Source organism: Pseudoflavonifractor sp. 60 (genome assembly GCF_009911645.1).
In the GTDB taxonomy this organism is placed as follows: Bacteria; Bacillota; Clostridia; order Oscillospirales; family Oscillospiraceae; genus Lawsonibacter.
On record NZ_QWKI01000220.1, the window covers coordinates 1 to 2,542 of the forward strand.

3 protein-coding genes are annotated in these 2,542 nt (G+C 46.3%); all 3 read left to right on the forward strand.

All coding sequences use genetic code 11. From position 1 onward, the window contains the following. Positions 1-282 (forward strand): hypothetical protein (locus tag D1646_RS22880; protein WP_207709447.1); only part of this gene is annotated, 282 nt, incomplete at its 5' end. A gap of 83 nt (positions 283-365) precedes the next feature. Continuing rightward, on the forward strand, positions 366-1,511 hold the full coding sequence (locus D1646_RS20030; protein WP_160638150.1) for an alpha/beta hydrolase: 1,146 nt from the start codon (positions 366-368) through the stop codon (positions 1,509-1,511). 395 nt (positions 1,512-1,906) lie between these two features. Further along, positions 1,907-2,314, forward strand: a complete 408-nt coding sequence (locus tag D1646_RS20035; protein ID WP_160638151.1) for a sigma factor-like helix-turn-helix DNA-binding protein — start codon at positions 1,907-1,909, stop codon at positions 2,312-2,314. The last annotated feature ends 228 nt before the right edge of the window (positions 2,315-2,542 follow it).

Consider the following 2,542-nt stretch of genomic DNA (forward strand, 5'->3'; position numbering starts at 1 on the left):
TCCGGGCCATTGCCTTTTCCGCCTCCTTCTTCTTCTCTTTTTTCTACTCCCTTGAGGAAAAGGTGTCAACTTTTTTTTATACCACATCATACTGACAATGAGGTTGTTTTGTTTCTTACCGAAAAGGGCAGGCAAGTATATAACATGCACGAGAGCCAGCATGACTGGTTGAAGTCTCAGCTTGCAGCCGTTTTTGAAAAGTATCCCCCAGACACTATTTCTGTTTTATCTGGCCTTGCCGTTGATATCCAAGCAATTTGGGCGCAGTTGTTAGAAAAATGACTGCGCCAACAGTGGTATTTTATTTTGCACATTCTGTTAAGTTGCTTATCTGTTAAGTTGCTTAACAGAAGAGGGAGATATTTATGAGTTACGAAATAATAAATTCCATCCCGCAATTTAATTTTCAAATCAACAGAATTTTAACCTATGGTGAGTTGGCTTGCAACAAAAAAGAAGTGATAGGCGAGGTTGCCCAAGTCAAGACATTTGAAGAATGGTCTATTGCATGGCAGAAAGTCGCCGTAAAAAGCGAACACGAAAAGCGTTATTTTCATGCGGCATATTATTATCGCATGGCGGAATTTTTCTTAAAATCCGATATGCCTGAAAAGGCCATTGTTTACGAAAAATGTATTGAGAATTTTTACAAGGCATTTGATTCTGAATTGAATTTGCAATATGAAAAGTGTCATGTTCCATTTGAGGGGAAGGCCCTTCATTGCTTGAAGTTTTCACCATCTAACGCGATTGGAACTGTTCTGGTATGCGGCGGCTATGACTCATTCATTGAGGAATTTGTACTTCAAGTTTATGAATTTGTGAAACATGATTATGAAATTATTCTTTTTGAAGGGCCGGGGCAAGGTAAATCCATTCAAGAGGGCTTATATTTCAGCTATGACTTTGAAAAAGCAACCTCTGCCGTTTTGGATTACTTTGGCACACAGCGATGTGCCATGGTCGGGATTTCGTGGGGCGGCTATTTCGCTTTGCGGAGCGTGGCTTATGACAAGAGAATTACCGCAGCGGTTGCTTATGATGTAATGGACAACGGGCTGGAGGTTATGACAAATATTTTTCCAGAACCAATCCGAAGTATGATCCGATTCTCGTACAAGTATCACTGGCAAGGTGTGCTAAACAAACTTGTGAACATCACCAGGAAGAAAAGCATCTTAGCAGACTGGGCTATTTCTCAAGGATTGCATATTACCGGAACCAAAACACCTTATGAATTTTTTCAAAGTCTCTCTTTCCATAATCTTGCATCAGTTACAGAATTGCTCACGCAGGACATATTACTTCTGGCTGGAGAAGAAGATCACTATATACCCCAAAATCAATTCTATCGGTTAAAATCATCCATCTATCATGCGAAAAGTTTGACATGCAGACTTTTTACAAAAGCTGAGGGCGGTGAGCAGCACTGTCAAATTGGAAATCATCAATTAGCCATAAACGAAATTTCTGATTGGCTGGATTGCTATTTCGTACAATACCAAAGTTAAAATGGCCCCTCCCATCTGCCCAGCGGCAGAAAAGAAAAAACCGCTGCTGGGCAGATTTATCTTCATGCCCAAAATTCAGATAGCAAGCGGCGGTTTTGATTTTCAAAGCTGCCGCCTTTTTATGTTGGCGGCAATAGAAGGATGCCGCTATGCGATTACGAATAGATAGGCACTTATCAAAAAAAGCCTGCCCTCGCAATGGCATCCCCTACCCAGGTTTGCGAAAATAGTCGTTTTCTGTCTGCCCATACCGTCACCCCCAGCGCCCGAATAGCTTCGTGCTGTCCGGGCGCTTTTGCTTTTTCATCGTGCCATTCCATCCAGCCCCGGTGTCGCAGCCCGCCCCTCCTGTTCAGATTTCGCATTTCCCCAAATCTGAACAGGAGGACAACAAGATGGAGATCACCATCAAAAGATACAGCCGCAAAATGACCTATGAGAACGCTGCCACTCTCGACGAGTTTTGGGAACCGGCCAAGCGCACCGAGCGGAGCCTTGCCCGGGAACAGCGGCGGCATTGGGACGGACGCGAATGTGACGAGTACATAATCGCCGCCCAGGGTCTTTTGCCCTACTGCGCCACCCCGGAGGAGCTGGTTTGCCAGCAGGAGACGCTAGAGGAAATTCTGGATGTGCTGGACCTCTGCACCAAGACCCAGCGGGAGCGGTTTCTGCTCTATGCGCTGTACGATTACAGCTATGCGGAGATCGGGCGATTGTGCGGCTGCTCCAAGGCCGCAGTCCATGACAGCATCGAGGGCGTTCGGAAAAAGTTTTTCAAATTTTACCGCCGACCGCCCTGACGATCACTCTGGCATAATGGCTACCAGGTGAGGGGCAATCGCCCTATCATAGGGAGGGACAAGCTGCTCCGGCGGCTTGTCCCTCTTACGCTAAGGAGGTCACAGTGAACACCATGATTTTTCGTGCCGGAAATCCTGTCTGTTTCCAACAGCGCACTTATACACCGTTCCGGTGTCGTGCGCCCTGCCGGGGGCGTTGCGTCCTTCGGACGCGATGGGGAGCTGCAC

What these genes read in the sequence shown, in the direction of transcription:
- D1646_RS20030 (WP_160638150.1), top strand. Translation starts at nt 366, where the DNA reads ATGAGTTACGAAATAATAAATTCCATCCCGCAATTTAATTTTCAAATC.
- D1646_RS20035 (WP_160638151.1), top strand. Translation starts at nt 1,907, where the DNA reads ATGGAGATCACCATCAAAAGATACAGCCGCAAAATGACCTATGAGAAC.